Source organism: Mesorhizobium sp. M0894, assembly GCF_040319725.1.
Taxonomy (GTDB): Bacteria; Pseudomonadota; Alphaproteobacteria; order Rhizobiales; family Rhizobiaceae; genus Mesorhizobium.
Genome location: NZ_JAMYOG010000016.1, coordinates 54,273 through 78,371 on the forward strand (window position 1 = coordinate 54,273; position 24,099 = coordinate 78,371).

At 61.4% G+C, this 24,099-nt stretch carries 18 protein-coding genes and 3 pseudogenes; 5 read left to right on the top strand and 16 right to left on the bottom strand.

Annotated features, from left to right (window positions below):
• The first annotated feature begins 5 nt into the window (after positions 1 to 5).
• Together NKH91_RS25370 and NKH91_RS25375 are read left to right on the top strand one after the other, a co-directional pair.
• Positions 6 to 1,913, top strand: coding sequence for a propionyl-CoA synthetase (locus NKH91_RS25370; protein WP_023717972.1), 1,908 nt, complete (start codon positions 6 to 8; stop codon positions 1,911 to 1,913).
• A 128-nt stretch (positions 1,914 to 2,041) separates the two neighbouring features.
• Positions 2,042 to 2,806, top strand: coding sequence for a metallophosphoesterase family protein (locus NKH91_RS25375; protein WP_023717973.1), 765 nt, complete (start codon positions 2,042 to 2,044; stop codon positions 2,804 to 2,806).
• Between the two features lie 102 nt (positions 2,807 to 2,908).
• On the opposite strand, the gene NKH91_RS25380 is transcribed toward NKH91_RS25375, so the two are convergent.
• Positions 2,909 to 3,076, bottom strand: coding sequence for a Thivi_2564 family membrane protein (locus NKH91_RS25380; RefSeq protein ID WP_023717974.1), 168 nt, complete (start codon positions 3,074 to 3,076; stop codon positions 2,909 to 2,911).
• A gap of 222 nt (positions 3,077 to 3,298) precedes the next feature.
• Between NKH91_RS25380 and NKH91_RS25385 the strand changes: the two are divergent.
• A pseudogene (locus tag NKH91_RS25385) lies at positions 3,299 to 3,631 on the top strand (BA14K family protein); the annotation flags it as partial.
• A 109-nt stretch (positions 3,632 to 3,740) separates the two neighbouring features.
• On the opposite strand, the gene NKH91_RS25390 reads toward NKH91_RS25385, so the two are convergent.
• The gene (locus tag NKH91_RS25390) at positions 3,741 to 3,944 is read right to left on the bottom strand and encodes a hypothetical protein (RefSeq protein ID WP_352951015.1); all 204 of its coding nucleotides are present in this window, start codon (positions 3,942 to 3,944) and stop codon (positions 3,741 to 3,743) included.
• Between the two features lie 149 nt (positions 3,945 to 4,093).
• Positions 4,094 to 5,162, bottom strand: a pseudogene (locus NKH91_RS25395) (sensor histidine kinase).
• 166 nt (positions 5,163 to 5,328) lie between these two features.
• On the opposite strand from NKH91_RS25395, the gene NKH91_RS25400 reads away from it, so the two are divergent.
• Positions 5,329 to 6,609: a glucoamylase family protein gene (locus NKH91_RS25400; protein WP_023717977.1), complete on the top strand. Its 1,281-nt coding sequence runs from the start codon at positions 5,329 to 5,331 to the stop codon at positions 6,607 to 6,609.
• 65 nt (positions 6,610 to 6,674) lie between these two features.
• Here the strand turns inward: NKH91_RS25400 and NKH91_RS25405 are convergent, their stop codons facing one another.
• The 6 genes from NKH91_RS25405 to NKH91_RS25430 form a co-directional block, all read right to left on the bottom strand.
• A complete protein-coding gene (locus tag NKH91_RS25405; RefSeq protein ID WP_352548918.1) occupies positions 6,675 to 9,095 on the bottom strand; it encodes a polysaccharide biosynthesis tyrosine autokinase in 2,421 nt (806 codons plus the stop codon).
• Positions 9,096 to 9,244: 149 nt separating this feature from the next.
• Positions 9,245 to 10,141, bottom strand: a complete 897-nt coding sequence (gene galU, locus NKH91_RS25410) for a UTP--glucose-1-phosphate uridylyltransferase GalU (protein ID WP_352483974.1) — start codon at positions 10,139 to 10,141, stop codon at positions 9,245 to 9,247.
• Positions 10,142 to 10,217: 76 nt separating this feature from the next.
• On the bottom strand, positions 10,218 to 11,168 hold the full coding sequence (locus NKH91_RS25415) for a glycosyltransferase family 2 protein (protein WP_023717979.1): 951 nt from the start codon (positions 11,166 to 11,168) through the stop codon (positions 10,218 to 10,220).
• Positions 11,158 to 12,108 (bottom strand): glycosyltransferase family 2 protein, encoded by a 951-nt coding sequence (locus NKH91_RS25420; protein ID WP_023717980.1) that lies wholly within the window; start codon positions 12,106 to 12,108, stop codon positions 11,158 to 11,160. Before NKH91_RS25420 ends, NKH91_RS25415 begins: the two co-directional genes overlap by 11 nt.
• Positions 12,108 to 13,103, bottom strand: a complete 996-nt coding sequence (locus NKH91_RS25425; protein ID WP_352483973.1) for a glycosyltransferase family 2 protein — start codon at positions 13,101 to 13,103, stop codon at positions 12,108 to 12,110. Before NKH91_RS25425 ends, NKH91_RS25420 begins: the two co-directional genes overlap by 1 nt.
• Before the next feature lie 11 nt (positions 13,104 to 13,114).
• The gene (locus tag NKH91_RS25430) at positions 13,115 to 14,287 is read right to left on the bottom strand and encodes a glycosyltransferase family protein (RefSeq protein WP_023717982.1); all 1,173 of its coding nucleotides are present in this window, start codon (positions 14,285 to 14,287) and stop codon (positions 13,115 to 13,117) included.
• Positions 14,288 to 14,579: 292 nt separating this feature from the next.
• Between NKH91_RS25430 and NKH91_RS25435 the strand changes: the two are divergent.
• A pseudogene (locus tag NKH91_RS25435) lies at positions 14,580 to 15,632 on the top strand (polysaccharide pyruvyl transferase family protein); the annotation flags it as partial.
• A gap of 222 nt (positions 15,633 to 15,854) precedes the next feature.
• Here the strand turns inward: NKH91_RS25435 and NKH91_RS25440 are convergent.
• The 7 genes from NKH91_RS25440 to NKH91_RS25470 form a co-directional block, all read right to left on the bottom strand.
• Positions 15,855 to 17,318 (bottom strand): lipopolysaccharide biosynthesis protein, encoded by a 1,464-nt coding sequence (locus tag NKH91_RS25440; protein WP_023717984.1) that lies wholly within the window; start codon positions 17,316 to 17,318, stop codon positions 15,855 to 15,857.
• Complete coding sequence (locus NKH91_RS25445; RefSeq protein WP_245278534.1) at positions 17,315 to 18,601, bottom strand: glycosyltransferase; 1,287 nt, start codon at positions 18,599 to 18,601, stop codon at positions 17,315 to 17,317. Before NKH91_RS25445 ends, NKH91_RS25440 begins: the two co-directional genes overlap by 4 nt.
• A 70-nt stretch (positions 18,602 to 18,671) precedes the next feature.
• Positions 18,672 to 19,751 carry a glycosyltransferase gene (locus NKH91_RS25450; RefSeq protein ID WP_023717986.1) on the bottom strand — a complete coding sequence of 360 codons (1,080 nt, stop codon included), beginning with the start codon at positions 19,749 to 19,751 and terminating at the stop codon, positions 18,672 to 18,674.
• Between the two features lie 31 nt (positions 19,752 to 19,782).
• The gene (locus NKH91_RS25455) at positions 19,783 to 21,114 is read right to left on the bottom strand and encodes a UDP-glucose dehydrogenase family protein (protein WP_352847835.1); all 1,332 of its coding nucleotides are present in this window, start codon (positions 21,112 to 21,114) and stop codon (positions 19,783 to 19,785) included.
• A gap of 85 nt (positions 21,115 to 21,199) precedes the next feature.
• Positions 21,200 to 22,066: an endo-1,3-1,4-beta-glycanase ExoK gene (gene exoK, locus NKH91_RS25460; RefSeq protein WP_352483971.1), complete on the bottom strand. Its 867-nt coding sequence runs from the start codon at positions 22,064 to 22,066 to the stop codon at positions 21,200 to 21,202.
• A 136-nt stretch (positions 22,067 to 22,202) separates the two neighbouring features.
• Complete coding sequence (locus tag NKH91_RS25465) at positions 22,203 to 22,604, bottom strand: hypothetical protein (protein ID WP_023717989.1); 402 nt, start codon at positions 22,602 to 22,604, stop codon at positions 22,203 to 22,205.
• Between the two features lie 256 nt (positions 22,605 to 22,860).
• Positions 22,861 to 23,883 carry a glycosyltransferase family 2 protein gene (locus NKH91_RS25470; RefSeq protein ID WP_352847833.1) on the bottom strand — a complete coding sequence of 341 codons (1,023 nt, stop codon included), beginning with the start codon at positions 23,881 to 23,883 and terminating at the stop codon, positions 22,861 to 22,863.
• Positions 23,884 to 24,099 lie beyond the last annotated feature (216 nt).

The following is a 24,099-nucleotide window of genomic DNA, read 5'->3' on the forward strand; positions in this document are numbered from 1 at the left end:
GCTGGATGGCGTCACGCTACCACGAGGTCTATGATGGCTGGAAACGCGACCCGGAAAAATTCTGGGCCGATGCCGCCGGCGCAATCGACTGGTTCTCGCCCTTCGAGACCGTGTTCGATGCCAATGCCGGCGTCTATGGCCGGTGGTTCAATGGTGCCTCGTGCAACACCTGCTTCAATGCCGTCGATCGTCATGTGGCGGACGGCCGCGCCGACCAAATAGCGCTTATTCATGACAGCGCGATTTCGGGCACAATCAAGAAATTCACCTATGCCGAGTTGAAGCGCGAGGTGGTTGCACTGACCTCGGTACTCAAGAATCGCGGCATCCAAAAAGGCGATCGCGTCATCATCTACATGCCGATGGTGCCGGAAGCAGCCTTCGCCATGCTTGCCTGCGCGCGGATCGGCGCCGTGCATTCAGTGGTCTTCGGCGGTTTTGCCTCACATGAGCTCGCCACGCGCATCGACGATGCCAAGCCGAAGCTGATCATCTCGGCGTCCTGCGGCCTGGAGCCCGCGCGTGTCGTTGCCTATAAGCCGCTGCTCGACAAGGCGATCGAGATGTCGCGGCACAAGCCCGAAGCCTGCCTCATCCTGCAGCGCGACCAATTGCGCTGCGAGCTCAGGGAAAACTACGACATCGACTATGCCGACGCTGTGGCGCGGGAGCGGGCCGCGGGTGCCAATGTCGACTGCGTTCCGGTGCTTGCCACCGATCCGCTCTACATCATCTACACGTCCGGCACGACCGGCCAGCCAAAGGGCATCGTGCGCGACAATGGCGGCCACATGGTCGCGTTGAAATGGTCGATGGAAAACGAGTTCGGTGTGAAACCCGGCGAAGTGTTCTGGGCGGCTTCGGACGTCGGCTGGGTGGTCGGCCATTCCTACATCGTCTACGGCCCGCTGCTGCATGGCTGCACGACGGTGCTGTTCGAAGGCAAGCCGGTCGGCACGCCCGATGCCGGCACCTATTGGCGTGTGATCGCCGAGCATGGCGTGGTCGCACTTTTCACCGCGCCAACCGCCTTCCGCGCCATCAAGGGACAGGACCCGAGGGGCGAGTTCGTCCCGAAACACGATCTGTCCCGGTTCCGCACGCTGTTCCTTGCCGGCGAGCGCGCCGATGCGGAAACCATCAAATGGGCCGAGCAGAAATTGAACGTGCCGGTGATCGACCACTGGTGGCAGACCGAGACCGGTTCGCCGATGACCATCAATCCCGCCGGACTGGGCCTGCTGCCTGTCAAATACGGCTCGCCCGGCATGCCGATGCCCGGCTACGACATTCGCGTGCTCGACGATGCCGGGCATGCGGTCAAGCGCGGCACACTGGGCAACGTTGTGGTCAAACTGCCATTACCGCCCGGCTGTCTGCCGACGCTGTGGAATGCCGACGAGCGGTTTCGCCAAGCCTATCTCGAGGAGTTCCCCGGCTTCTACAAAACGGCGGATGCCGGCATGATGGACGAGGACGGCTATCTCTATGTCATGGCCCGCACCGACGACATCATCAACGTCGCCGGCCACCGGCTGTCGACCGGCGCCATGGAGGAGGTGTTGGCCGCGCATCCCGACGTTGCCGAATGCGCCGTCGTCGGCATCGCCGATGCGATGAAAGGCCAGGTTCCGCTCGGCTTCGTCGTGCTGAATGCCGGCGTCGACCGCGACGCGGGCATCATCGAAAACGAGGTGGTCGCGCTGGTGCGCGAACGGATCGGCCCGGTCGCCGCCTTCAAGACGGTGGTGACGATCAAGCGCCTGCCGAAGACGCGCTCCGGCAAGATCCTGCGCGGCACCATGCAGAAGATCGCCGACAAGGAGAAATGGAGCATGCCGGCGACGATCGACGACCCCGCCATCCTCGACGAGATCACCGCCGCGCTGAACGGCCGTGGCATCGGCCTGTAGGACGCCGAAGCCGAGTTGCGTCCGAAGCTCCGGTATGGAACGACCGGTGCCAGACATGGTATCCACGCGCTGCGTCGCCATGTTGTTTCGAGATCGAGGCGCATTCATAGCCATACGAGACGCCATTCGTGACCTTGTTCCAGCGATCGAGAAAGCCCCGGACCGTGGCGCGCCAGCGGCTCGAGATGGATCTGCAGGACACGGTCGTCTATGCGATCGGCGACGTGCATGGCTGCTATAAGGAGCTTCGCTCCCTGGAGCAGAACATCCTGGTCGATTCTGCGTCTTTCGAAAGGCGCAAGCTCATCATCATGCTCGGCGACTACGTCGATCGTGGCCCCCAGTCGGCGCGCGTGCTCGATCATCTGCTGGCGCCGCCACTCCAAGGCTTCCAGCGCGTCTGCCTTGCCGGCAACCACGAAGTCGTGATGCTGAACTACCTCGACGGGATCATTTCGAGAGAATCGTGGCTGGCGATAGGTGGCCTGCAAACGCTGTTTTCCTACGGCGTTGATCCGTCGCGCATGGCCGATCTCTACGGTTCAAGCGAGGAGGTCGACCGGCGCATCCGGGAGATCATTCCAGCCGGCCATGTCAGCTTCATGCGTGCGCTGCCGGTCATGGTCTATTCGGCCAAATTCGTGTTCGTACACGCCGGCATCAGGCCCGGCATCGAGCTGGCCGCGCAAGACGAGGACGACCTGCTCAACATCCGCTCGGAGTTCTTCGAAGCCGCGCATCTTCTCGAACGTTATGTCGTGCACGGGCATACGCCGGTCGACATTCCGAAGCTTGAGGGACGCCGGCTTGGCATAGACACCGGCGCCTTCCAAACCGGCCAGCTGGCCGCCCTCAGGATCGTCGACAACCGCGCGAGGCTGATATTTTCCTAGAGCGGGAAGGTCTCAAGCCGCCTGCTCATGAGTGGGTGTAAAGCGCTGGGTTGTCTTGCTCGCTCGGACGCCAGCAGCGTCGCATATCCCAACCGTGATGGCTTAAAACACTGCGAGGTACTTCAGCAGCGAAATGATGCCAATAATGATCACGACAATCTGGGCAATCTGACGAGTGCGACCATCAAGCGGCAGCCGATTGACCAGATACAGCACCAGAATGATGACAAGGAAAGTGATCAGAATGCTGATCAACGGAGTGCCGGCCATTGTCCCTCACTGTATGAAACGTAGAAAAAAGCCAGCACACCGCGTCGAGTGAAGATTGCCCATGCTTGTTCGAGCCGTAGCACCTGACAAGTGATTCGAACAGCCTGGCTGGCGGTGTCGAAGGCTGTCTGGCACGCCACAGAACCTTAACCTCTTTAAATCGTTTTAAATCCGAGAAGGGATATCAACCATTCCTTCAAAGGAGATTTATGAACAAGATATGTGGCGACGGTCGACTACAAGCCGTGGATGAAGCGGAAATCCAACCGCAATCGCAATTTTTCGCGCAACGATGGCGTAAACTGGATCGGTCATCGCGGCTATCGTGAATACCATCGCGGTTATCGCCGTCATGGTGACTACTGGTTTCCTCTGGCGGCCTTCGCTGCCGGCGCGGTGATCAGCGGCGTGATCATTAACAACAACCAGAACCCGGTCGATCGCGGCGATTCGCATGTACAGTGGTGCTACGACCGATACCGGAGCTATCGAGCTTCAGACGATACATTCCAGCCTAGCTATGGCCCTCGGCAGCAGTGTAATTCGCCGTACTGAAACGTAAGGTTTTTGACCGCATCAACAACCTCGCATCGCGCGGGGTTTTCGTAGCGGCGCCAAGGCGGCGATGGAAAAGCGAAAGTAGCGTGGATCTCGGCTTGAGTGTCTATTCCAGACGGAATTCGACAGCGTGCGCTTCAGCCTCGGCAATGAGGCCGCCGTCGACGGCGGCTTCGAACGCTCTGGCAAAATACTGATCATCGGAAGTCTGGTGATCCTGGCCCGAAAGATCGATCGGATACGCGCCGATCACCCGGCCCGTAATTTTCTCGATTACTGTCACCGTCCGCTGCATTGGTTTCTTCTTCAATTAAACGGAACCTATAGCACAGAGAATAGGAACATCAGCGGCAGCCGCTCGCGAGCGGCTTCGCAACGTTCGAGCTACACCACCTGAGGGGACACGACCTTCAAGGCGATATTCGGAACAGCCGCTTGAAACGCATGCCAAGCACCAAACTATGCTGCTTTCGGCATCCGCGACGTGAACGTCGCTCTGGTAATGGCAATCGTCGTGCCAGTATTGCCCGTGACCGTGTCAATGCGTGCTTCAAGCTGTTTAACAAGCGCCTCCACGATCGCTGTCCCCAGTCCCGCACCTGGAATGTCGCGAACGGGTTTGCCCCACCCGTTGTCCGATACGGTCAACTTCCAATCCTCAGCATCGGTCTCATAGGTCACCAAGATCAGCGCATCGACCTTTTCTGTCGAGAATGCATACTTGATGGCGTTGAGAACGAGCTCGGTCACGATCAGGCCAAGGCTGACCGCCTTCTGGGAGTCTATCCTTCCATTTTCCGCCATAACGTTTACAGCAATAGCCTGTGCTTCCCCGATCATCGAAGCGGCCAAACTACTGCAAAGCTTCGACAGATAAGAACCAACCTCGATTTCGTCGGCACCGGTTGAGGCATGGAGATGCCGCTGCACTTCTGCTACCGACAGCACGCGTTGATGGGCATCCTTCAGGTGCTGCCGCGTTTCATCTGAGGTGACGGACCGGGCCTTCAGCAGCAAAATGCTGGCGATGATCTGCAAGCTGTTGGCGACCCGGTGCTCCATTTCGCGCAGCAGCACATCTCTGCCGCAGCAGGTCTTCGGTGCGGCCGAGAAGTTCTTCCTTTTCCCTTTCTATGGCGCGGCGCGCCGTGATGTCATTGAAGGCGAGCAGGATGGTCGCGGCTGAACTGTGGTCGTAAAGGACCTTCCGCGCGTTGAGCAGCATCGTGCGCCGGCCGATATCGGGGAAATCATGCTCGACCTCGAAGCCGTCCATGGCGGTCTTCTCGGGAATGATCGTCTCCAAGAGCAGGTGAAGCGCTGGAATGTCCCACTGGCCGTCGCCCAGCGCGTAGAGCAGCGAGCCGTGCGTCTGCTCGGGGTCGACCCTGAAGGTCTGATAGAAGGAGTGGTTGGCCGCCAGCACGCGAAAGTTCTCATCGAGAACGAGGAAGGGTTCGACCATCGTATTGACGATGGCCTGTGCCAGCGTCTGCGCGTCTTCGATATTCGCAATGGGATGGAACATAGGCTTCGAGGCCAATCCAGGGGCTGTTTCCCCTTGATTTTCTTTCTACCGGGTCGCCAGGCACCTGTCGCGAATTGAATCGGCCTGACACGAGTGAGCGGCCGGTCCGTGCGCACAATTGTTTTAGGAATGGCCTTAGGACACCCGAGGCACTAACACCGGCTCGATGATTCCAGCACTCGACCTCCCGGAAAATACTCTCGAGCTCGACGATGATGCGCTGTTGGATGTCGTGCAGCGGCAGACGGTGCGCTATTTCTGGGAAGGCGCGCATCCCGTCAGCGGTCTTGCCCGCGACCGGCAAAAGACCACAGGTGATCCTGCCAACGATCTGGTGACGATCGGGGGGGCCGGTTTTGGCATTGCAGCCATCATCGTTGCGGTCGAGCGGGGATGGATCGACCGCACCGTGGCTTTGCTGCGATTGCACGGCATGCTCGATTTCTTGGAGAACTCCCCGCGCTACCACGGCGTTTTTCCGCATTTTATCAACGGGCGAACTGGTGCGACGATCCCGTTTCGTCGCAAGGACGACGGCGCTGATCTCGTCGAAACCACCTTCCTGTTTCAGGGTCTGATTTGCGCCCGTGAGTATTTCGCCGGGATGACAACTGGCGAAGTGCGCCTGCGCCAGCGCGTGGACGCGCTGTTGCTACAGGCCGAATGGAACTGGTTTACACGCGGCGCTCGGCAACTCATGTGGCATTGGAGCCCTAATTTTGGCTGGGCGATGGACAGCCCGATCAGGGGTTGGAACGAATGCCTGCTCACTTTCGTGCTGGCGGCGGGATCGGCGCGCCACCCTATTGATCCGGGAATCTATCACGAGGGTTTTGCTGTAGGACCTGGCTTTCGAAACGGGCGCGACCATGACGGGATCGTGCTGCCGTTGGGAATGAATTCTGGTGGCCCGCTCTTCTTTTCGCACTATTCTTTCTGCGGGCTCGATCCCCGGGGCCTAAGTGACCGCTACGCCGATTACTGGCAACAGAACGTCAGTCATACGCAGATCAATTATCGGCATTGCGTTCGCAATCCCCATAGCCATTTGGGATATGGACCGGACTGCTGGGGTCTGACCGCGAGCCATGGGCCGCGAGGATACGTCGCGCATGCACCCGACAGGGACTTTGGCGTGATCACTCCGTCTGCTGCCCTGTCGAGCTTTCCCTATGCCCCGGCGGAGGCGATGCGCGCACTGCGTGGCTTCCTGGGCAAGCCTCGAAAACGCATATGGGGCCGCTTCGGCTTTGTTGACGCGTTTTGCGAAAGCCGCAACTGGTACTCCCGAACCTATCTGGCGATCAATCAGGGGCCGATCATCGCGATGATCGAGAACCATCGTACAGGGCTGTTGTGGCGGCTTTTCATGAGGGCGCCGGAAGTGCGCAGAGGCTTGGAGAGGCTTAGCTTCATCAGCAAGCATCTCAGAATGTCAACACCCTAATAGATCTTTGCGACGCCGGGTGATTCCGCTTCGGTGCAAAAATGCTCGAAACGCGCGGACCGCACTCAGGCAGCCGCCTTTGTGCGCGCTTCCGATTTTTCCAGATAATAGCTCGAATATTTGTCGAAGAATTTTTCCGAGCCGCCGATCGCGCCATACTTGGCGAGTTTCTTCAGCTCGACCTTGTTCAGGACCGCGCCAATGATCTTCTTCGCGATGTAGGGTTCCGAGCTGAGCATCGATTGCACCATCGCACGCGGCGTGCGTCCCCACTCGGTGACCAGCACGAAGCCGTCGACAAGCGGAGCGAAGGCCTTGGCGTCGACGACGGGCCCGAGCGGCGGCAGATCGACGATGATGTACTCGAAGGTTTCCTTCGCGTTGTCGATGAAGCGCCGCATGCCGGCCGAAGACAGAAGCTCGCTGGTATGCGAAAACTGGCCACGCAGGACGGCCGGGATGATCGCCAGTTTGGTCTGCCGGTCGATCTTGCCGACCGACTGCCAGGTCTGCCCGCTCACCACCGCTTCCATCAAGCCCTGCTCGGCCTCCATGCCGAGGCTGCGGCTGAGGCCGGGATTGCGCAAGTCGCCGTCGATCAGCAGCGTTTTCGATCCGTTGGCGGCAAGCAGCCCGGCAAGATTGGCCGCCACCGTCGACTTGCCTTCGCCCGGAAGCACCGAGACCACGCCGATGACCCGGCTGCCCTGGCCTTCTATCACGACGTCGAAGGCGATCTTTGCGTTGCGCAGCGTCTCGGAGAACATCGATGCCGGTGCATCGACGGTTACCCGCATGCGCGCACGTTTTTCGGCTGCCGACAATGTTTTGGAGGGCTGGGATTTGGAGGACTTGACGGTCTTGGATTCAACGACTTTGACGTCAGGCTGACCGCCATTGCGCTGGTCATCCTTGCCAGCCTTGCCGATGACCGGGAGATAGCCGAGGAATTTGAGGCCGACACGGTCGCGCACATCCTCGCCGGTCCTGAAGAAGCGTTCCCTGAATTCATTCAGACCACCAACCCCTGCCCCCATCATTATGCCAAGCGCCAGCGAAAGCCCCAGCACGATGGCCGTTCGCGGGGTTGCGGCCGACTGTGGCATCGTCGCGTCCGAGATGACCCGGATCTTGCCGACTGGGAAGGATTGCTGTTGGGCGGCCTCCTCATAGCGGTTCAGGAATGTCTGGTAGAGTGTCGAGAGCGCCGTCGCCTTCTGGTCCAGTTCACGCAGCTTGACCTGCGACTGGTTGTCGATGGAGCTCTTGCCTGCCGCCAGGGCGACATTTGCGCGGAGCGCGGTTTCGCGCGCCAGAGCGACCTCGTATTCGTTGCGGTAGCTTTCGGTCAGTTGCTTCAGCTCGCCGAAAATCTGCGCCGATATGTCGGCCTTCTCCTTGGCGAGCGCGACGGCCTGCGGATGTTGCGGGCCGAAATTGGCTTCGACGTCCTGCTGCCGCTTGGCGACTGTGAGATAGCGGTTCTTCAGCGTCGTGATGACGGAGCTGCTCGGCTGGTCGTTCGATATCGCGGCGTCCTTGAACGCATTGTCCGACCCGCTTTCGACGATCGACTTGTACTGCTGATAGCGGGCGCCGGCACGTGCGGTATCGGCCTGTGCGACGATCAGCTGAGTGTTGAGATCGGACAGTTGCTTGTCGCTGATCAGCTGGCCGTCATTGACGGCCAATCCATGTTCGGCCCTGAACTTTTCGACCGCCAGTGCGGCCGCCTGGGAGCTCTCACGAAGCTCGGTCAGCCGGCCCTGCAGCCAGACAGCCGCCCGCTCGGTCGCGTCGAAGCTGGCATCAAGCTGATCGGCGAGATAGGCGTCGGCATAGGCCTTGGTGATGGCGGTCGCAAGCGCCGGATCCGTCGCCTGAAAGGAGATGCTGATGACAAAGCTTCGGCCGATCCGCTCGGCATCGAGTTGGTTCTGCAGTTTGAAGATTGCGTAGTCGCGGGACGACGACGATGCGGTGATCGCGTCACGCGTCGCGGCATCAAGCTGAGTGACATCGGTTGTGCTCGCGGCGCGCTTGGGGCGGACAGACTGGATGATACCGCGTACAAAGCTTGCGACCTTAGACAGGGCCGATGTCGGAGGGTTCATGAAAGCGTCGTTCTGATCGAGCTTCAGCTTGTCGACGACCACCCCCGCCAGCCTGGCCGACTGTAGAATTTCGATCTGGCTCAGAACGGCGGAGTCGGTCTGCATGCTGACCGACGCCGCCGAAATATCGTCGACGACCTTGTTCAATCCTTCGTCGATCAGCACGCTGCTCGTCGCCACATAGGTAGGAGGCGTGGTCTGCAAATAGAGCACGCCGAGAAAGAGACCGATGATGGCGCAGGCGGCAACCACTTTCGCCTGCCGCGCGGCCATGCCAAGCAGACGCTCGATGTCGATGAAGTCTTCGGCGTTTGCCGCACTCGAAGTCGGCAATGGCGTCCTCTTGTCGACAGGAAAATTGGCATAGTTCATCTTCGGTCCAATTCTAGTTTGCAGGCGCTACCGCCTCGAAGATCGGCACATAGGGTGCAAACCTTGCGCCGGACAGTGCGCGTTACGCGCGGCGCAACGGCCTGTCCTGCGTCATCAGCCGCACCCACAATGCCTCGAAAAAATGGACATTATGCGGCTTCTTCCCGACGCTGATGCGACCGGACGAATTCCTGCAGCATCTCGAAGATCGGACCCTTCATGTCCTCACGCGCCAGCGCGAAAGCGACATTGGCCTGGATGAAGCCCTCCTTCGAACCGCAGTCGAACATGCGGCCGTTGAAAGGCTGGGCGAAGAAGGCCTGCGTCTGTGCGAGACGCACCATTGCGTCGGTCAGTTGGATCTCGTTGCCGGCGCCGCGTTGCTGGCTGCCCAGCAGCGAGAATATCTCGGGCTGCAGGATGTAGCGGCCGTTGATGTAGAAGTTCGACGGCGCGTTGGCCGGTGCCGGCTTTTCGACCATGGCCGTCACCTCGAAGCCGGTGCCGACATCCGCGCCGCGCCCGACAATGCCGTATTTGTTGGTCTCGGTCGGATCGCAACGCTCGACGGCGATAACGTTTGCGCCAGTCTGCGCATAAAGATCGGCGACTTCGGCAAGACACCCTCGCCCGCCAAAGGACACCATATCCGGCAACAGCAACGCGAAAGGTTCGTCGCCGATGACCTCTCGCGCGCACCAGACGGCGTGGCCGAGGCCTTGCGGCGACTGCTGACGGATGAAGCTCGTCGCGCCGGCGACGGGAAGCAGGCTCTCGAGTGATTCGAGCTGCGCCTTCTTGCCGCTCTGCTCCAGGGTTCCGATCAGTTCAGGATGCAGATCGAAATAGTCCTCGATCACCGCCTTGTTGCGGCCGGTGACGAAGACGATGTGCTCGATGCCGGCCTCGAATGCCTCGTCCACCGCATATTGCACCACAGGCTTGTCGACCACCGGCAGCATTTCCTTCGGCATGGATTTGGTCGCCGGCAGGAACCGCGTTCCAAGCCCCGCCACCGGTATGACTGCCTTCCTGACTTTTTTCATTGCATGTTCCTTCTGAGGAGATCGATTTCAACCCTGTCGCAGGCGGCGAAATTTGTCTTCATTCGCCTGCAGCCCTTTACCTCCCCGCCACCACGGCAAACTGTGCCGCTACCCTTCGCAGCCGGACGGCGATCGGCATGCTCATATGCCGAACCGCCGCCGGATCGCTGAGCGCCGTCCATATCGCCTTGAGCGGGGACCGCGCCTTGATGTGCTGAACCAGCGACAGGAATGATGCCGCCCGCCGCAGGCTGCGAGCGCGCCTGGCGAACGCCGCCGCGGCCGCAGCATCCATGGAATGGGTCGCGGCGAAGGTGGCATCGGCCCGGCGCATCGCCTCGACGTGATGAAGTTCGAGCACCCGGGAGATGGAACCGGTGCGAATGTGGTAAATATAGCCCGTCGTCGGCTCGACCACGCATTTGCCGCCTTTGGCCAGAGCACTGGCCAGGAGGATGTAGTCTTCGCCAATGATCAGGCTTTCATCGTAACGAAGCCCGTTCTCGTTCAGGAACCGGCGCTGGAAGATCGGCTTGAGATAGCCGAGATTGAACCTCGATTCGAAGAGGACATTGCCGCCGATGTAATCCGCCAGCGAGATTTCACTGAGCCCTTCCAGATAGTCGGCCGGGAACATCGTCTCTTCCGCAACGCCGTCCTCCCGAACGACCTGCAGATTATCGACCGCGATCTCGGCGCCGGCTTTTTCCGCGCGTTCGATCATGGTGCAGATTCGCCCGGGATAGACCGCGTCGTCGGAATCGAGAACCGCTACCCACCTGCCGCGGGCAAGCTCAAGGCCGGCATTCCTGGCGCCGCCAGGCCCACGGTTTTGCTCAAGCGCGACAACGCGTACGATGTCTTCGGGGTAGGATCTCGCCAGGTCGAGCGTCCGGTCGCGCGACTTGTCGTCGACGACGATGACCTCGAGGCTGACATTGCGCTGGGCGACGGCGCTGGCAATCGCCCGATCGATGGTCGCCTCGGCATTGTAGGCGGCAATCACGAAGCTCACGTCAGGCTGCACGCTTGCCCCCTTGCTGCGGCGAGGACAGGCCGTATTGGCGGATTTCACGAACCCCGACGAGGCCGCTGACGACGCCGACATGCATAATGCCGCGAAGGACGCTGCGGTTCCGTCGGACGGGGTCGATGGCGACCGGAATTGCCGACAGGAAACTATAGCCGGCCTTTGCCGCGGCAATGCCGACCTGCTTGAGCCGGGCAAGGCCGCGCGCGTTGCGCCCCAGGAGATGACCATGCGTCTGCCCGACGCGGAACCGGCGGCGGCCGAGCCAGTCGAATGCCGCCCTGGCAGGCGGCACCACTTCATCGACCCAAGCCTCTGGCGAAAAGGCGATACTGCCGCCGGCCTTGACCATCTGGTCGAAGAATTCCGTATCTTCGCCGCCGGTCTGGCCACGTGCCAGGCTGAAGCGCCGGCCGCGCAGGCTCTCAGCGCCAATTCTGAGCAGGACGTTGCAGGTGTAGCCGGTGCGGATCTCGCCGCGCACCCAGACCGGCGAGGTCGAGTGGAAATCGCCTTTGCGCATCCAGTCGGGCGCATCCGGCAGGTAACGGGCTTGCACCGGCCCGAGCACGGCCGCAGCACCAGTTGCTTCCACCGCCGCCACCAGTTCGGCAAGCCAGCCAGCGGTGGCCGTCTCGTCGTCGTCGATAAAGGCGACGAAATCCGCCGCACTGGCATCGAGGCAAGCGTTGCGCGCGATCGAAATGTTGCGGGCCGGGGCGTGCCGGTAGGTCACCGGCAGCTTCAACTCCCCCGCTAGCTTGGCGACCAGCGTTTCGGCCGTCGGCGTATCGTCGTTGTCCGCGATGATGACACCGACATCGAATCCCGCGGGCATATCCATGGCTGCTACGGAGCGGAGCGTGTCGACAAGCTCCGGCCGGCGAAATGTGCAGACGCAAATATCGATGCTTCGATTTTTCTTGACCGGGTCCATCACGCTACCCCGCGCTGCGGTCGCGGTGCTAGCAGCTGCAGCCAGAAGCCGACCGACCAGCCGAAATGCATGACCATTGCCGAGACCCCGGCAAGCGCAATGTCGGGTTTGCGCTGACTGACCGCGGTCCAGAAGCCGTAGCCAAGGCAGACCGAGACCCATAGCAAAAGCGGCACGGCCGCCAGCCAGTGGACGAAGGAAAAGGCGGCGAGAAGAACCACGGGAAACACCAGAAGCGGCACCATCTGCCGGATCTTCGGGATCATGCGGTGCTTGAGAACGTTCTTCGCCCGGCCGCGGCCATAGCCGAGATACTGAAAATAGAGGCCCTTCAGCGAGGAGCGCGGGTAGTAGACCATTTGTGTCTTACCGGTCATCCAGATCCGGTAACCGGCCTGACGGAGCCGATAGTCGAGTTCGGCATCCTCATTGTGGCTGAACGTCTCGTCATAGCCGCCGACCGCGGTGAAGGCCGATATCCGGATCAGCGCATGGTGGCCATGATCGACCCATTCCCCCGCCGAAAGGTGCCGATGCTTGGAGCCGCCCGTGCCGAGCCTGGAATTCTGGGCCGCGGCCGCCGCCTTCTGCACCATGCCGCTGCCACTGGTCAGCATCGAGACGACGACCGAATCCGCCCCGGTGGCCTGCGCTTCTTCGACCAGCCGGTCGCAATAGTCGGCGGGATAGCCGCCATGCGCGTCGATGCGAATGAGATAGTCGACGCCCTCCCCGAACCTGGCAACGGCGAGATTGATCGCCGCGCTCTGCAAACGCTTTTCATTGTGGAGCAGGACCACCCGCTGATCTTTTGCGGCGATATCCGCGACGATCGTCCTGGTGCCGTCCGTACTGCCGCCATCGGCAACGATGATCACGGCGCCCAGCCTCTTGGCCGCAGGGCGGAGCTCTCGAAGCAACGCGCCGATATGGGGCGCTTCGTTCAGGCACGGAACCACGATCATGCAGGATGGGAGCGTTTCGGTTTGCGTCATCGGCCGTCCTTCTATGCCAATGCTTCGGCAGCATATGGACCGGGCGCCGCGGCAAGGCCGCGGAGTTTTTCGACGAGCGCCCGGCAATCGGCGCGGTCGTAGCTCCAGGTGCGCGGATTGCGGGCGAGAACACGTGCCCTCAATGTCTCGAACCGATGCTGCTCCATGGTGCCGAGGGCAGCTTCGAGCGCCTCGGGCGTGGCTTCTGGCAAAAGAACGCCGATGCCTTGCCGATCGAGGAACCGGCCGGTCTCGGTGTTGCCCATCGAGATCGGCACGGCTCCGAAGCGGCAGCCCTCATAGAGACGGTTGGGCAGCAGCCATTCGGAATTCAGGCCCTGCTCAAAAAAGTCGATGGCCCAGGAAAAGTGAACCTCGCGGTAGATCGCCGCCATATCCTCCGGATTGCGATAGGGTCCGCCAAACGAGAGCCAGGGTTCCGATTCAACAAAACCGTGGAAATCGGGAAATTCGGACAACGCCGGGCGGCCTCTGAGGACGATTTCGAAGCGGCCGTCGAGGCGGCGCGAAAATTCGGCCAGAAGCTCCAGGGAGCGGCGGCAGCGGAGCGCCCCGAACCAGCCGATTCGCCAAGGCGGCGCAACGGGATTCTCCTCCGTCATGCGGTCATCCAGGGAAGCCGCGGCTGGCTCGAAATACTTGTTTTCGAGCAGTTCGACCGGCGCGGCAATCTGTCCGAACGGCTTGAAATAATTGGCGATGAAGGCCGGAGAGCTGGTCACCAGAAGCTTCACATCCCTGGCCAGGAAGCGTTCTGCGCCGCGCATCGCCCAGCCCAGCGGATCGTCGCGAAGCAGCAGACGATGGATGTCGAGGCACTCGTAGACAATCGGCACCGTTGCCTGGAAAGCCGACCTGGCCCGCCGGGCAAGCGCCAGCATTTCCAAATTGCGCGCGATAATGAGGTCGGGCCGTTGCATTGAACCCAGCTTGGAGCCGGTCGAGACCACCGCCTTCATGATCGCCGCCAGACGCTGGGCGAATCGGCCATCACGCGTCGGGCCGAGATCGATCGGCTGCAAGCCCTCGACATCAGCAACCGCGCTTGCCGTTCGACGAAAGCCCGCCAGCGTAACCTGGGCGCCGCCTGCCTTGAGCATTATGATCCGCCGGCGCACTGCCGGGTCGGAGACGTCGTGTACCAAGTACAAGACATGCAGCATGAAAACTCGACCGCTGTTGGCCCGCCCGCGACAATGCTAGTACAGCTCTTGCTGCATCGCAACATTTTTGGTTGCAGCGTAGCAAAGATCCACATTTTTTGTTGCACTGCAAAATCGATGGGTTAATCTCGCTCTGCTTGGGCCGCATGGACCGCGCGTTGGCCCTGCCATTGGGCTGCGCGCCAATAATCACGACGCGAGGACCATCCTTGGCGTGCAGCATTTTCGGCCAACCCGCACCTCGGCATCCGTCGACCGAACCGCGGGACTACTCACGAAATGAGGTCATTCAATGAAGATCGCGGTTGAAAACACCGTCTGCCTGAATACCGGAGACGCAGCGATTCTCCTGGCGATTCGCCATGTTTTCAAGACGATCGTGCAGGACGATATCCAGTTCTACGTCTTCGACAGCCAGCCGGAGGTGGCGGCGAGGCTCTACACGAAGAAGGAGTATCCAGATCTCGAATTCCACAAGCTGCTGTCGGAATCGCTGTTCCGCTACAAATACGGCAGTGGGCTGAAGAACCTGTTCAAGCCGATCTACAATCGGCTCGTACTCAATGCCCTGCGGCGGTTCGGCATCCGCGGCGTTCTCGGGCGTTTGTTCAGCTCAAGCAATCGCCGTGGTCTCGAGATCTACAAAGACGCCGACCTCGTGGTCACGACAGGCGGAACCTATCTCGTCGAGACCTACAATCTGGAACGGCGCCTCAATCAATTCCGGATCGACGCGATTCTGGGCAAGGACCCGGTCTTCTTCACGCAATCGCTCGGCCCGTTCAACAAAAGTTACAATCGCCAGGAGTTGAGCCCGATCTTCGACCGGAGCCCGCTCATCCTGCTGCGCGATGAACGTTCGAGAGGCCACATTGTGGACATGGTGAAAGACCCCGGCAAATGCCACGTCGTGGCCGACGCCGTCTTTGCGCTGGCCGATACCGACAGGATCGGAAGTTTTCTGGCCTCCGGCCAGTCGGCGACTGTCACCGGCCGCGTCGCCATTTCCGTCCGTCACTGGAACTATGTCAGCGACGGCGAGGGCGGCATGCGCCGCTACATCGACTCGATCCGCGAGATTGCGACCATCCTGGTCAGGGACCACGCCAAGCAGGTGACCTTCGTCTCTACCTGCCAGGGCGTGCCGGAATACGCCCATGACGATTCCAAGACGGCGCGGGCGATCGTTGCCGAACTCGATCCGGAGATCGCCAAGCATGTGAGCGTGGACGCTTCGTTCCACACGCCGGAGCAACTGATGGCCCTGGTGAAAGGCTTCGACTTCGTCGTCGCGACGCGCATGCACATGATGATCATGTCGCTCTGCGTCGGCACGCCGGTGCTGCCGATCGCCTATGAATTCAAGACCAAGGAACTCGCCAAGCGGATCGGCGTCGCCGACCTGCTGCTCGACATCGACACGGTAACGCCCGAGGAAGCGAGCGAGAAGCTCGGCAGACTTACCGCCAATCTCGACCTCTATCGCAGGACGAGCCTTCAGGCAGTGCTTGAGGAGCATGCGTCGGCGATGTCGGCAGGTGAGCTTTTGAGGCCGGTTATTGCCTACCTAGCGGGCGTTGCGCATGGCGCTGGAAAGCGTGGTGAACAACGCACTGCGCGACTGGCGAAGGGCAAGCATGAGGATCAGGCCGATCGAATAATTGAGGGCAACCGCCAGGACCACCGCGAGCAGGTCTGACTGGCCGGTCAGCGATACGGGCAACTCCCGGTAGACGGACCAGGCAAGCAGCGACGACATGATGAAAAGCCCCTGCATGATCAGGAAGTCGGCTGCGGTCACCGGGCCGACCCGGTGGACAAGAACGGCAAGCACCGGGACGCGCAGCATATAGCCGCTGATCGCGTAGGCCGCGGCGACACCGACGGCGCCCCAGTGCAGGCCGATGATGAAGGCGGCGACCGTCGTCAGCGACGAGTAGATGCCCCAGTGGAACATGGTCTTGGTCTTGCCCTGGCAGATGAAGATCCATCCGGTGGTGCTTGAGACGGACTGGATCAGGCTGGCGATGCCCAGCCAGGCGAAGATCGGCGCCACCGCTGTCCAGCGCTCGCCGAAGAGAAGCCCGACGACCTGGTCCGACGTCAGCGTCAGCGCCGCGATGCCGGGCATGGTGATGGCCGCCAGCATCCAATTGGTCCGCACATAGATGTCGCGAAACCGCGCCTTGTCCTCATGGATGCGGCTCAGCAGCGGCACCATCACGCGTGTCAGCGGCTGGTTGATGTTCTGCAGCGGAAACAGCAGGAGCTTATAGGCGCGGTCATAGTAGCCGAGTTCGATCGCGCCCGAATATTTTCCGATCAGGATGTTGTCGAGATTGCGCGAGAAGAAGTTGGCCAGATTGAAGCCGGTCAGATTGGCGCCGAAGGACAATATGTCGGTATCGACCTTCAGGTCCGGCCGCGACGGCGTCCAGCGCGCCACCTGCCATGCCGCGGCCAGCGCGACAACAGCCGAAACCGCCGGGCCGATGACCAGCGACCAGTAGCCCAGTCCCGCATAGGCGGCGATTGCGGTAGTCGCAAGTCCGGCAGCGGCGGTTATCACATCGTTCAGCGCGAGCTGGCCAAAGCGCAAATGACGGTTCATCAGCGCCAGCGGCACCGCGGCGAGGCTGCCAAGAAGCAGCGGCAAGGCAGAGCCGATGGTGATCCCGACCATGCGTTGATCGCCGTAGAAGGCGGCGATGGCGGGCGCCAGGCATGCCACCACCACGGCACTGCCCAGCCCAACCAGCGCACTGATCCAGAATACCTGGTTGAGCTGTTCGGTGCTGATGTCCTTGCGCTGGACCACAGCCTGCTGCAGGCCTAGGTTTTGAAGCAATCCGACAAAGGCCACGATCGGCCCGACGGAAGCCACGAGACCAAAATCCTCGGGGACCAGCAGACGCGCAAGCACGATGACCGAGAGAAACTGGATCGCCATCTTGAAGCCTTGCGCGCCGATCGTCACCACGCCGCCGCGCAGAGCGACGCGACCGAACTGGGGGGGCGGGTTGGCGTTCATGCCGGGCGCCTGGCTTCGGCCAGTTGAGCAACGATCTGCGCAAAACGTTCGTTGAGCAGGTCCGCGTTGAAATCCTGCTCGATCTTGCGGCGCGCCGCACGTGCGATGCGCTCGCATTTGTCCGGGTTCTCGGCCACCCAGACAAGCTTGCGGGCCAACGCCGCAACGTCTCGCTCCGGTGCGAGGAAGCCTGTCTCCTGATCCTCGATCAACTCGGGGATGCCCGAGTGATAGGTGCTGACAACAATCAGCCCGGCGGCCATAGCTTCCATCAGCGCCACCGGAATACCCTCGAGATCGCCGTCCTGTGCAGCAACGCTGGGCAGCAGGAATACGTGGGCGTCGCGCAGGCGCTGCTTGACCTCGGCGTGCGGGCGCGGCCCGAGGAAAGTCACCCTGTCGGCAACGCCGAGATTTGCGGCGAGCTTCTTCAACTCTTCCAGCAATTCGCCGCCGCCAATCACCGTATAGACCCAGTCGCGCCGCGGAAGGCCGGCGAGGGCGCGCAGGGCGAATTCGATGCCCTTCTTTTCGGTCAGCCGGCAGACCGAGATGAAGGACAGCGTGTCCCGGTCCCAGGAACGCCAATGATAGCTGATCTCGCCCGGCCGCACGCCCATATGGTGAACCATGACTTGCGCGGCAGGCGCGCCGACGCCGATCAGGGCGTCGCGGAAAAACGCGTTCACCGGCAGCTGGAGAACGCCCTTTTCGAAAACAACCTTGTAGCGCGCGAGCGTGTCGTCATGCAGCGGTTCGCCGACATCGCGGCCGTGGAATATGGTTACCAAAGGAGCGGAAATCCGGCCTCGTTTCATGGCGCGGGCAACGCGCATGCCGTTATTGCCGAAATGCGCGACGATCACATCGGCGTTCTGCAATTTGCGCGCAAAGGCGATGTCGATAACGGTCGAGAGCTTATCCCAGAACCTGCCCGACCATCTCCTGAGCGTCGGGCGAAAGCGCCCCAGTCCGCCCCACCAGCAGACGACCTTGCCAGGCAGCGCCTGCCAGCGGCGATCGTCGATGTTGCTGTCCTTGCCGAACGACGTCTCGTTGCAGACGACGCCGACTTGCATGCCGCGCTCGAGGCACCCTTCTATCTGGTCGAGGACGAAGGTCTCCGACAAAGAGGGGAACTTATCAACTACGAAGCAAATCTTCATCGAATGGACGATCTTTCGAGGCCGGTCGGCGATCTGCTCGCGCGGATGAGGGCTGAAGCCCGTCGCCGCCGTGCGAGGCGCCCCAAGCGTCTGGTGTTGTGCGTGCCGTTGTCCCAAAGCAGCTCCCACCCCGGTCAGGCGCGAGAGCCGGCTTTTGGGCAACGTGTATGGTTTTGGACGAAATGCATCAGGCGGCATGCTCCAGCGCGCCTTGCCTGGCGTTGTCGAGAACACCGAGGAAGGTCGCGAACTGAATGTCTGGATTCATTTGCGGCCGCTCCGAAAACAGCTGCGCCGCCGCCGACAGCCTGTCGTACTCGGCCTTGTCGCTCCATAGCCGCCTGACCGCGGCGACCCAGTCGTCGAGCGGTGCGTCATAGTCAAGTACAACGCCGCCGGCGCCGATCGCTTCCGGCAGGCCGCCGCGGCGGGACCCGACGACCGGAATGCCGCTGCAATGGGCCTCGGATGCCACGCGCCCCCAGGCCTCTTCCCATTTGCTGGGCGCCAGCAGGATCTTGGTGCGGCCATAGACCGTCTTCATGTCGCTGGTACGGCTTTCCAGCCTGACGTTGCGCAGCGGCGCGATGGTCCGTTCGATCTGCGCCCGGTGGTCGTCGTCGAGCTTCCAGCTTTCGACGAACAGAAACGGGATTTCGGGGCATTGGCCGGCGATGCGCACGGCGAGTTCGAACCCTTTTTCATTGTAAGGGTTGATCAGCGTGACGAATTCGCCGGTCGTCGGGGTGCTGTAGAGCCCGGGATTGATGGTCGGCGGAATCACGGTCGAGTCGATGCCGAACCTTTCCTTATAGGTGCGCGCGGTGAATTCGGAGTTGGCGATATAAAGCGCCGAATGCAATTCGCGCAGGTCGCCGGCCAGCTCGTGGAATTCGACGTTCCGCAGATAGACCACCAGCGGCACGCCGAGCGCCTGCAGCGCCTTTCCGATCGGCACCGATTTGTGGCACTGCACGACGGCGACATCGGGATCGAGCCGTTCGACCGCGAAGCGCGCCGCCTCCCAGGGAAACCATGCCCGCACGACCGGATAGCCGGGATAGCTGTCGATGACCGCACGCTGGCGAAGCAGCTTCATCTTGGCGCGCGCCTTGAAGCCGAACATGCCATCACCGAACAGTGCCGCCAGGACCGAGGCGTCATGACCGTGCTCGCGCAGCTGCTCGACCAGATGGTGCGTGCTCGACTGAACGCCACCGCTGAACTGCGGCGTGTAGCCGTTGCCGCCTGCAAACAGAACTTTCATGGACCTGGCTCCTTGCTGGACCGCCCTATCGTCACGCCGCCATTCTGCCGATGCTGTGGTATTCGATGCCGTGGCGGGCGATGACCTTGGGGTCGTAGAGGTTGCGTCCGTCGAAGATGACGGGCGTGGTCAGCGCGTCCTTCAATGCATCGAAGGACGGCGCACTGAAGCTCTTCCACTCGGTCACGATCAAGAGCGCGTCGGCGCCTCGCACAGCGGCCTCTTTGGTGCCGCACAGCTGCAGGTCGTCGCGCAACCCGTAGATCGCCTGGCATTCCTGCATCGCCTCGGGATCGTAGGCCTGCACATTGGCACCGGCGGCCCAGAGCGCCTCCATCAGCGTGCGGGCCGGGGCTTCGCGCATGTCGTCGGTATTGGGCTTGAAGGCCAGGCCCCACAGCGCAAAGGTCTTGCCCTTGAGATTGCCCTTGAAATAGCGGTCCACCTTCTCGAACAGGACCGACTTCTGCTGGTTGTTGCGCTCCTCGACGGCACGCAGCAGCTTGGCGTCGAACTTGATGGCTTCGGCGGTCTTGATCAGGGCGCGCACATCCTTCGGGAAGCACGAGCCGCCATAGCCGAGGCCCGGATAGATGAAGTGGTAGCCGATCCGCGGGTCGCTGCCGATGCCCTTGCGGACCTCCTCGATGTCGGCGCCCAGTTGCTCGGCCAAATTGGCCATTTCGTTCATGAAGCTGATCTTGGTCGCCAGCATGCAATTGGCCGCGTATTTGGTAAACTCGGCACTGCGCACGTCCATCACGATCATCTTTTCGTGGTTGCGGTTGAACGGCGCGTAGAGCTCGCGCATCACCGCCTCGGTGTCCTCGTTGCTGGTGCCGACGATGATGCGGTCGGGCTTCATGCAGTCGCTCACAGCGGACCCTTCCTTGAGGAATTCCGGATTGGAGGCGACGTCGAAAGCCAGATCCTCGCGCCCGCGCGCCCTCAGCGTCTCGGCAATCCTGGTCTTTATCCTTTCGCAGGTGCCGACCGGCACGGTCGACTTGCCGACGACGATCTTGGGCGCGTCCATCTCACGACCGATGGCCTCGGCGACGGCCAGCACATATTTCAGGTCTGCCGAACCATCCTCGCCCGGAGGCGTGCCGACCGCGATCATCTGGATCTGGCCATGCTTGATCGCCGCGGCGGCGTCGGTGGTGAACTTGATGCGGCCGGCGGCATGGTTCTCCTTGACCATGTTTTCGAGCCCAGGCTCGAAGATCGGGACATGACCCTGGTTGAGCCGCTCGACCTTTTTTGCATCGATGTCGACGCAGACCACCTGATGGCCGACTTCGGCAAGCACCGCCGCCTGTACAAGACCGACATAGCCGATTCCAAAGACAGTCAAATTCATTCGGTTTCATTCCTGTTCAAGGCTTCGGGGCCTGTTCGAGCTTCGGGCTCGGACCACCTTCGGCCCGGCGGGTTCAGATGCGCTTCTAGTTCGTTTTGCATGCCAGCGATTCCGGGAATTGGCAGGGCTGGCCGAGTGCGGTGAATGCAACGCGGTCCACTTGCATGGCGAGCTTGCGGCCCGGATCCGAGAACGGCCCCATCCAGCCCTTCATCGTATCGCTGCCCCACAGGCTGAAATAGATTCTTTGCGAATGGGTGGGCAGCTTCGCCGGATCGGTGATCTCGTGGACAAGCTTGCCGTTGACGTACCAGCGCAGCCGGTCCTTTTCCCAGACGAAGGCGTAGTCGTTGAAGGCCTTGTCGGTGCCCCCGGCGACGTCGACCAGCTTCTCGTTCTTGCCCTTGCCGGCTATGTAGGCGTTGACCTGGACCTTGGACGTGTCCTTGGTCAGCACCTCGAAGTCGATTTCATCATGCGGCTGCTTGTCGGCATCGCCGACGAAGCTGAAGAATGCCGCGTTGACGCCGGAGCCCGTGTCGGTCTTCATCCGCGCCTCGTAGGTGCCGTAGCCGAAGCGCTGCTTGGTCTGGATCTCGGCGCAGGCGAATTCGCGATCCTTCAGCTTGCGCTTCTCGAAACCGAGCGTCAGCATGCCGTCGGAAAGGCCGATCAGGCTTTTGGACCAGGTGCAGTTCTGATGCTTGCCGTTCGTCCAGCCGTCGGAAATGTACCAGCGCGCGCGACTGAGGCTGGTGAAATCATCGACAAAGGACGGCGCGGTTGGGAGATCCTGGGCGCGGACGGGCACCAGGCCCGCAACCAGGCTGCCGAGAACGATCAGCAGAAACGCGCCGTCTGAACGGAGCCGCCGCAGCTTGCCTGGGATCGGGCGCGTGAACGGGGTGCCGCCGGTTGCCGGGGTGGACGTGCTTTTAGGATCTGCGTTCATATCAAACTCACCTTTGTGCTGTGCGCCCCCAAAGCGATCGTTCGAACCGTGACGAAACAAGCTAATCTTGACCTCTGTCGCTCCTAGGCTCCGTGTAGCGTGCCCAAAACCATTGCGCCGACTCCGGGATATTCGCTCAACCTGTGCCGGGACCGGCGGGTTTCACAAAATCGGTCCTTATGTCTGGGCCGTTCTGCCGATCCTCCTCGAAGATTTCATCCAGCGAATGACGGAGATCCTTCATCATCTGCTTCTGGCGCGAGAGCGCAGCGATGCGCCGCTCGCAATTCAGGATCGACCTCGTCAGTTCGCCAACTTCGGAAGACCTGCGGGAGGAGACCGCCCCGTTTTCCATGGCCTCGACCAGGAAGGCGGCATTGGTGGCCGTTGTCCTGTAGCGGTTCTCAAGTCCGTTCTTCTCCGCCTCGACCTCGGCCGCGATCTGGTCCAGCAGCTTCGCCAAGCGATCGAGTCGCGCGGTGTCGGTCTGCGTGTCGCGCGCCGGATCTCTCGATCGGAAGCGAAAGATCGAGGCCATGCAGTCAGCGCCCCATCATCGTCGAGACGATGACCGGCCTTGGCGCCCGTCCACGTTCAAAAGACATTTCTCGCATCGTCCAGCTCCTCTGACAGGGGATGTCTCGGGCCAGTTCGGTTGGCCGTCCAAAATTGCTGCACCGCAACATAGATTGCCATTCCCCGCGCGCATAGGCAACCACCTAGATCGTAAACTCATAAATCGCGTCGAAATGGTGCGAGCCGACCGAGGTAAGGCGATCGCCACGTTGACGAGCCTAGCTTTCGCCGGCTGTGCTGGTTCCGGCCATGAGGAAGCGCAGCGGCGGCACATGCTGACGCTTCGCGGCGAAGCCAGCGCGGCGAAACAGCGCATCCAGCTTGTCGGAGGCAACGCCGCGGACGACGGCCGTGAGGTTGGACGAGCCGGCCAAGGCATAGGCCACAGCCGGCGCCAGCCCGCGCTCAGTCTTCACGTCTAAGAACTTCCGCAACCGGTATTTGTCGCGAATGTGCCGCTCGTGCCTTCTCAGCGCAGCCTTCGATGCCTCCGGCAAACTGTCGATCGCAAGCAGTGCCAGGTCGGCATCGGCCAGATGCTTCAGATCCTGGGTGTTGTGCCGTCCGCTCAGCGAATCGGCGCGCACGATCGCGCCGTAGCCACAGGATTTGATGACCTTGAAGCGCGCGCCATGCGCAACCGCGCGCGCATAGAGTTCATAGTCTTCGCCAAGGCGCAGCTTCTCGTCGTAGCGCAGCCGATGCCGATCGAGGAAGGCGCGGCTGATCACGGGTTTGAGGAAGCCCAGTTCCCCTCGTTGCACACGGCGCCTGGAGATGTTGGCGTCGATGAAACCCTCGAAATCGAGGAATTCCGGCTCGGGCGAAAACGGTGGAGCGACGATTTTCGAGACGTCGGTTGCCGCGTCATCCCTGACAAGCATGATGTTGTCTGCCGCGAAATCCCAATCGGTGCTGGCGAACAGTCTGTGAAACCTGCCTTCGAAAAAGAAATCATCAGCGTCCAGGATGCTGATGAACGGCGACCTGGAACCGGCTATCGCGGCGTTGCGGGCAAAGGAGGGGCCGCGATTGACGTCGAAGCGGATGACGGAAAGGCGGCCCGTGCCGTCGTCGGCTGCATGGGCGACTTTCGCGGTATCGTCGGTGGACGCGTCGTCGACGACGACGACTTCCGCAACCTCCGGCTCGCGCAATGCCGATGCAATGGCAGCCGGGATTGTCCGCGCCGCGTTACGGGCAGCGATGATCACGCAGACTTGGGATGATGTCATGGACATGCCTCTCGATTGCAGAAATCGTTGCGGATTTCCTCGCCCTCCCCGTTCAATGCCTCACCGCCCGTCTGACATGCATCGGCCCAAATGCCTATGCTGCAAGTGCGAAGCAAGCATCGCCAAAATCATCGGCGCCGTCCAGTTTTTCATTTGGCTGGGTGTCATGACGCGGCTGGGCAGGCGGCGAACCGCAATCGGGATAGCTCCCGAAAGGCGCCG